General features: G+C 74.8%; 4 protein-coding genes and 1 pseudogene. 2 read left to right on the top strand and 3 right to left on the bottom strand.

The window, feature by feature from the left end; genetic code table 11:
• The 3 genes and pseudogenes from ACFV5N_RS25105 to ACFV5N_RS25095 all read right to left on the bottom strand — a co-directional run.
• A pseudogene (locus ACFV5N_RS25105) lies at positions 1 to 853 on the bottom strand (SWIM zinc finger family protein); the annotation flags it as partial.
• Between the two features lie 57 nt (positions 854 to 910).
• The gene (locus ACFV5N_RS25100; RefSeq protein WP_385604019.1) at positions 911 to 1,603 is read right to left on the bottom strand and encodes a glycerophosphodiester phosphodiesterase; all 693 of its coding nucleotides are present in this window, start codon (positions 1,601 to 1,603) and stop codon (positions 911 to 913) included.
• A complete protein-coding gene (locus ACFV5N_RS25095; RefSeq protein WP_385604016.1) occupies positions 1,600 to 2,670 on the bottom strand; it encodes an adenosine deaminase in 1,071 nt (356 codons plus the stop codon). The genes ACFV5N_RS25100 and ACFV5N_RS25095 overlap by 4 nt, the downstream gene beginning before the upstream one ends.
• Positions 2,671 to 2,777: 107 nt before the next feature.
• Between ACFV5N_RS25095 and ACFV5N_RS25090 the strand changes: the two genes are divergently transcribed.
• Positions 2,778 to 3,785, top strand: a complete 1,008-nt coding sequence (locus tag ACFV5N_RS25090) for a hypothetical protein (RefSeq protein ID WP_385604014.1) — start codon at positions 2,778 to 2,780, stop codon at positions 3,783 to 3,785.
• A gap of 197 nt (positions 3,786 to 3,982) precedes the next feature.
• Positions 3,983 to 4,417, top strand: a complete 435-nt coding sequence (locus tag ACFV5N_RS25085; RefSeq protein WP_385604021.1) for a hypothetical protein — start codon at positions 3,983 to 3,985, stop codon at positions 4,415 to 4,417.
• Positions 4,418 to 4,492: the final 75 nt, after the last annotated feature.

Raw genomic sequence — 4,492 nt, 5'->3', positions numbered from 1 at the left:
CCTCCGGGGACAGTGTCAGTACCAGCCGCATGCCGGGCAGCTCCAGCTCCCAGGCGGAGGCCACCGGGAGCGAAGCGGGCGACACCGGCGGGCCGTACAGCCGCAGCGCCCGCGCGAAACGCAGCAGCGGTGTCAGCACCTCCAGCCGCCGCGCCCCGGCGAGGGCCACGGCGCCGGGCGCGGGGCGCGCCGAGCGGCGCAGCGTCCGTCCGGCGGGGACCATCCACAGCAGCCCCGACCCCGCGGGCAGCGACCGCAGCAGCCGTACCGCCTCCGCCGCCGGCAGTTCGGCGCGCAGGTCGAACGGCACGGAGATCACCTGCAGTTCGGCGAACCCCCGCAGCCAGCGTTCCGGCAGTGGCACCTTCTTCTCCAGCACCGCGCCGTCGGCCGTGGTCACCGTCAGCTCGTCGGCGCCGACCGACAGATGGAGCGGGTCGCCGCCGCGTACCCGGGCGAGCGCCTCGCGCAGCGGGTCGTTCACATCGACGTTGGTGGTGCCGCGGTCGAACACCTCGCCGTCCAGCACGCCGGGCAGCACGTCCAGCCGCGCGTGCACCCCGCCGCACGCCGAGAAGGACTCGAACCGCAGCCGCTGCCCGTCACACGTCACCACCGGGTCGCGCAGCGCCGCCAGCTGTGGCCGGAAATAGCGGGTACGCGCCACCGCCGCGACCGCCAGCAGGCCCCGCGCCGCCGCCTCCGGGTGGGTCAGCACGCCGCTGAAGAACCGCGGATGGGGCAGCGGTCCGCGTGACGTCGTGCCGCCGGAGGTCGCCAGCCCCACCGCGCCGCCGGGCACGTCGGCCACCGAAGGCCGCAGATACCGATAAGAATGCGTCATCGCCACCATGCACCGAACCGTAGAGCCCGGGACTGACAATCCGGTCCGGTGCGGAGGCGGTTGGCCTCAGGGCGCGGGGAAGGACCCGATGACGCGGCGCAGTTCGGTGATGCGATTGCTGGTGATGGCGTCCACCCCCATCGCCAGCAGGCGGCGCATGACGCGCGGGGAGTCCACCGTCCAGGCCATCACCCGCAGCCCCCGGTCGTGGGCACGGGCCACCAGAGCACGGTCCAGCAGGCCGAAGCGGTACGTCAGCCAGGCCGGGCGCAGCCCGTCCAGCAGGGCGGCGCGCGGCGGGGCGGTGCGCTTCCAGGTCAGCCCGATCTCCGCCGCCGCGTCCGCCGCCCGTACCGCCTTGAGCGCCGCCGGATCGCCGCAGTAGCTCACCCGGTCCGCCGCACCGGCCTCCCGTACCGCCGCCACCGCCGCGCGGGCCGGTGCCGCCGCGCGCATCGGCAGATCGATCAGGGTGCGCACCGGCGCCGTGACCGTCAGCACCTCGGACAGGGTCGGCACGCCGCCCGCGGTGCGGGCGCGCACCTCCTCGGCCGTCAGTTCGCCCACCGGGAGGTCGTGTCCCCACAGCCGCTCCAGGGTGGCGTCGTGCAGCACGACCGGTACGCCGTCCCGGGTCAGCCGGACATCCAGCTCCACCATGTCCGCGCCGGCCGCGACGGCGGAGAGGAAGGAAGCGACGGTGTTCTCCCGGGCCCGGTACGGATCGCCCCGGTGGGCCACGGCGAGGACGCTCCTCATACGGCCCCGGCCCCCGCCCCCGCCCCGGCCGCGTCTGCGGCATCGGCTCCGGTCCACGCCGCCAGATGCGCGTCGATCTCCGCCGCCAGCGCCGCCTTTCCAGCCGGGTCGAGGAAGGAGGCGGTCACCGCGTTCTTCGCCAGTGCCGCGACGCCTGCCGCGTCGAGGCCGAGCAAGCGGGCGGCGATGGCGTACTCCGTGCTCAGATCGGTGCCGAACATCGGCGGGTCGTCCGAGTTGATGGTGACCGTCACCCCGGCGTCGATCAGCTGCGGCAGCGGGTGCTCGTCCAGCGAGGACACGGACCGGGTGGCGACCTCGGAGGTCGGGCAGATCTCCAGCGGGATGCCGCGCTCGGCCAGGTGGGCCAGGAGGGCGGGGTCGTGGACGGCGTTGTTCCCGTGCCCGATGCGCTCGGCGCGCAGCTCGGTCAGGGCGTCCCAGACGGTCTGCGGCCCGGTGCTCTCCCCGGCGTGCGGGACGCTGTGCAGCCCGGCGGCGATGGCGCGGTCGAAGGCGGGCTTGAAGAGCCCGCGCGGCCAGCCCTTCTCCGGGCCGCCGAGCCCGAAGGAGACCAGGCCGTCCGGCGGCAGCTCGGTCGCCAGCCGGGCGGTCTCCTCGGCGGCGGGCAGGCCCAGTTCGCCGGGGATGTCGAAGCACCAGCGCAGCACGACGCCCAGGTCGCGTTCGGCGGCGGTCCTGGCGTCCTCGATGGCCTCCATGTACGCGGGGGCCGGGATGTCGCGGATCACGGACGAGTACGGGGTGAGGGTCAGTTCGGCGTAGCGGATGTGCTGGGCGGCCATGTCCCGGGCGACCTCGTACGTCAGCAGCCGGATGTCCTCGGCGTCGCGGATCAGGTCGACCACCGAGATGTAGACCTCCACGAAGTGTGCGAAGTCCCGGAACGTGAAGTACCGCGCCAGCTCCTCGGGGTCCTTGGGCACCGGGGAGTCGGGGTGGCGCGCAGCCAGTTCGGCGACGATCCGCGGCGAGGCCGAGCCGACATGGTGAACATGCAGCTCAGCCTTGGGAAGCCGGGCGATGAAAGCGGTCAGGTCGGACAAGCTGGCCTCCGTGACGGGCGGGTGGGGCCCGTTCATGGTAGGCAGGGGCGGCGCAGGCCGCGGGGGCCCGTAGGGTATGGGGATTCAGGGGAGGAAGTGTGACGTCGATGGACGAGCCCAATCCGTTCCGGGCACCGGAGGAGAACGGGGCACGGGGGCGGGGGACGGGCTGGGAACCACCGGGCGGGGCGGGCGCGGTTCCGCCCCCACCGGCACCGCCGTCCGCCGCGTCGTCGCCGCCGCAGGGGGCGGCGGCGGGGGCCGTCGTACCGGGGGAGGGCGCGCCGGGGACGGGGTATGCCCCGCTGCCGCATCAGCGGCCGTACGGTGCGCCTCCCTCTGTCCTGAACTCGCCGTACGCGGCGCCGTTCCCGGTCCTGCCGCCCGGGCCGCCGCGCAACGGACTCGGCATCGCGTCGCTGATCCTCGGGGTGAGCGCCGCTGCCCTGTGCTGGACGTTCTATCTGAGCCCGGTCGCCGTGGTCCTGGGCCTCCCGGCGGTGATCCTCGGTGCGGCGGGAGCCGCCCGTGCACGGCGCGGCGAGGCCACCAACCGGCTGCCGGCCCTGGGCGGGCTGTGGACCGGCGCGGGCGCGGCGGCGATCGGCGCCGTGCTCTCGGTGCTGCTGATGGGCTCGCTGCTGAAGGTGGTCGACGTGACGTCGGAGGCCGGCGCGGAACTGCTGGCCGGCGCGGAGGTGACGGTGCGGTACGGGGACGGGCTGACCGTCACCATGCCGGAACCGGAACTCTCCACCAGCGGCGCCGTCGCCACCGTGGAGATACGGCTGCGCAACGAGGGCGACGGCGCGGCCCACCTCGGCGGCACGGAACTGTACGTGCTGGTCGGCGACCGCGAACTGCCGGACCGCGACGTACGGCTGGAGACCCCGCTGCCCGGCAGCCTGGAGCCGGGGCAGAACTGGACGGCCCGGTACACGGTCACCGTGCCCGCCGGCGCGCACGAGTTCGGACTGGACTTCGCACCGGGCCGGGGCTACGCCTTCGGCTACTGGCAGCTGCCGCTCCCCGGCGCCGCCGGCTCCGGCGAGGACGGCGACGCCGACCGGGGCGGCGACCGGGGCCGCGACGACGGCGACACCGCCGACGTCTGATCACCCGCGACCGTCTTCCCGTCCCGGAGCGAACACATCCGGGCGATGTGACGCACACCACGGGAAAACCCGGCGAAACGGTGTAAGGATCCGGTCGCCCGCCGCTCTCACCGAGTGATCCGCACGGCCCCCGCCGGGGGCCCCGGAGCATCAGGAAGGAGAGCACGGTGAGCGGCACAGGCGGGGTGAGGTCCGCGATGCGATGGCTGGCGTCGGCGGCACCCGAACCGGAGACCTGCCGATGGGAGTGGGAACGCCATCCGCTGGGGGTGGCGCTGCTGCCGGCCGGCCGGATGTGGGACGTACTGATCCTGGACGGGTCGCTGGGCCATCCCACGCTCCAGGTGCTCACCCGGCTCCAGGGGCGGCCGGGTCCCGTCCTGGCGGACCACGGCGACACCAGGGTCGGTTTCTTCGTCCCGCCGGGCACCACGGGGCGCTGGATCGGGACGGGGGTACGCGGCGCCGGGTCCGGCAGCTGGGTCGCCGTCCCGCACCCGGGCCGTACCGGCCACGGCGTGCGCTGGCTGGTGCCGCCGGACGGCTCCGGCGCCCTGACCGACCCGGCGCTGCTGGAGCTGGCGATGCACGAGGCGGCGGCCGGCGCGGCACGGCGCCCGGCACGGGAGTGATCGACCGGCCGCCGCACCCAGGAACTGTCACCCGCCACCGTCACCGCCAAGGGCGACGGCCGGCACATCCTGGAC

The organism is Streptomyces sp. NPDC059853 (genome assembly GCF_042731495.1).
Lineage (GTDB): Bacteria > Actinomycetota > Actinomycetes > Streptomycetales > Streptomycetaceae > Streptomyces.
Note: the sequence above shows the minus strand (reverse complement) of the source record. Positions and strands in the feature narration are given on the sequence as shown.

What these genes read in the sequence shown, in the direction of transcription:
- ACFV5N_RS25100 (WP_385604019.1), bottom strand. Translation starts at nt 1,603, where the DNA reads ATGAGGAGCGTCCTCGCCGTGGCCCACCGGGGCGATCCGTACCGGGCC.
- ACFV5N_RS25090 (WP_385604014.1), top strand. Translation starts at nt 2,778, where the DNA reads ATGGACGAGCCCAATCCGTTCCGGGCACCGGAGGAGAACGGGGCACGG.
- ACFV5N_RS25085 (WP_385604021.1), top strand. Translation starts at nt 3,983, where the DNA reads ATGCGATGGCTGGCGTCGGCGGCACCCGAACCGGAGACCTGCCGATGG.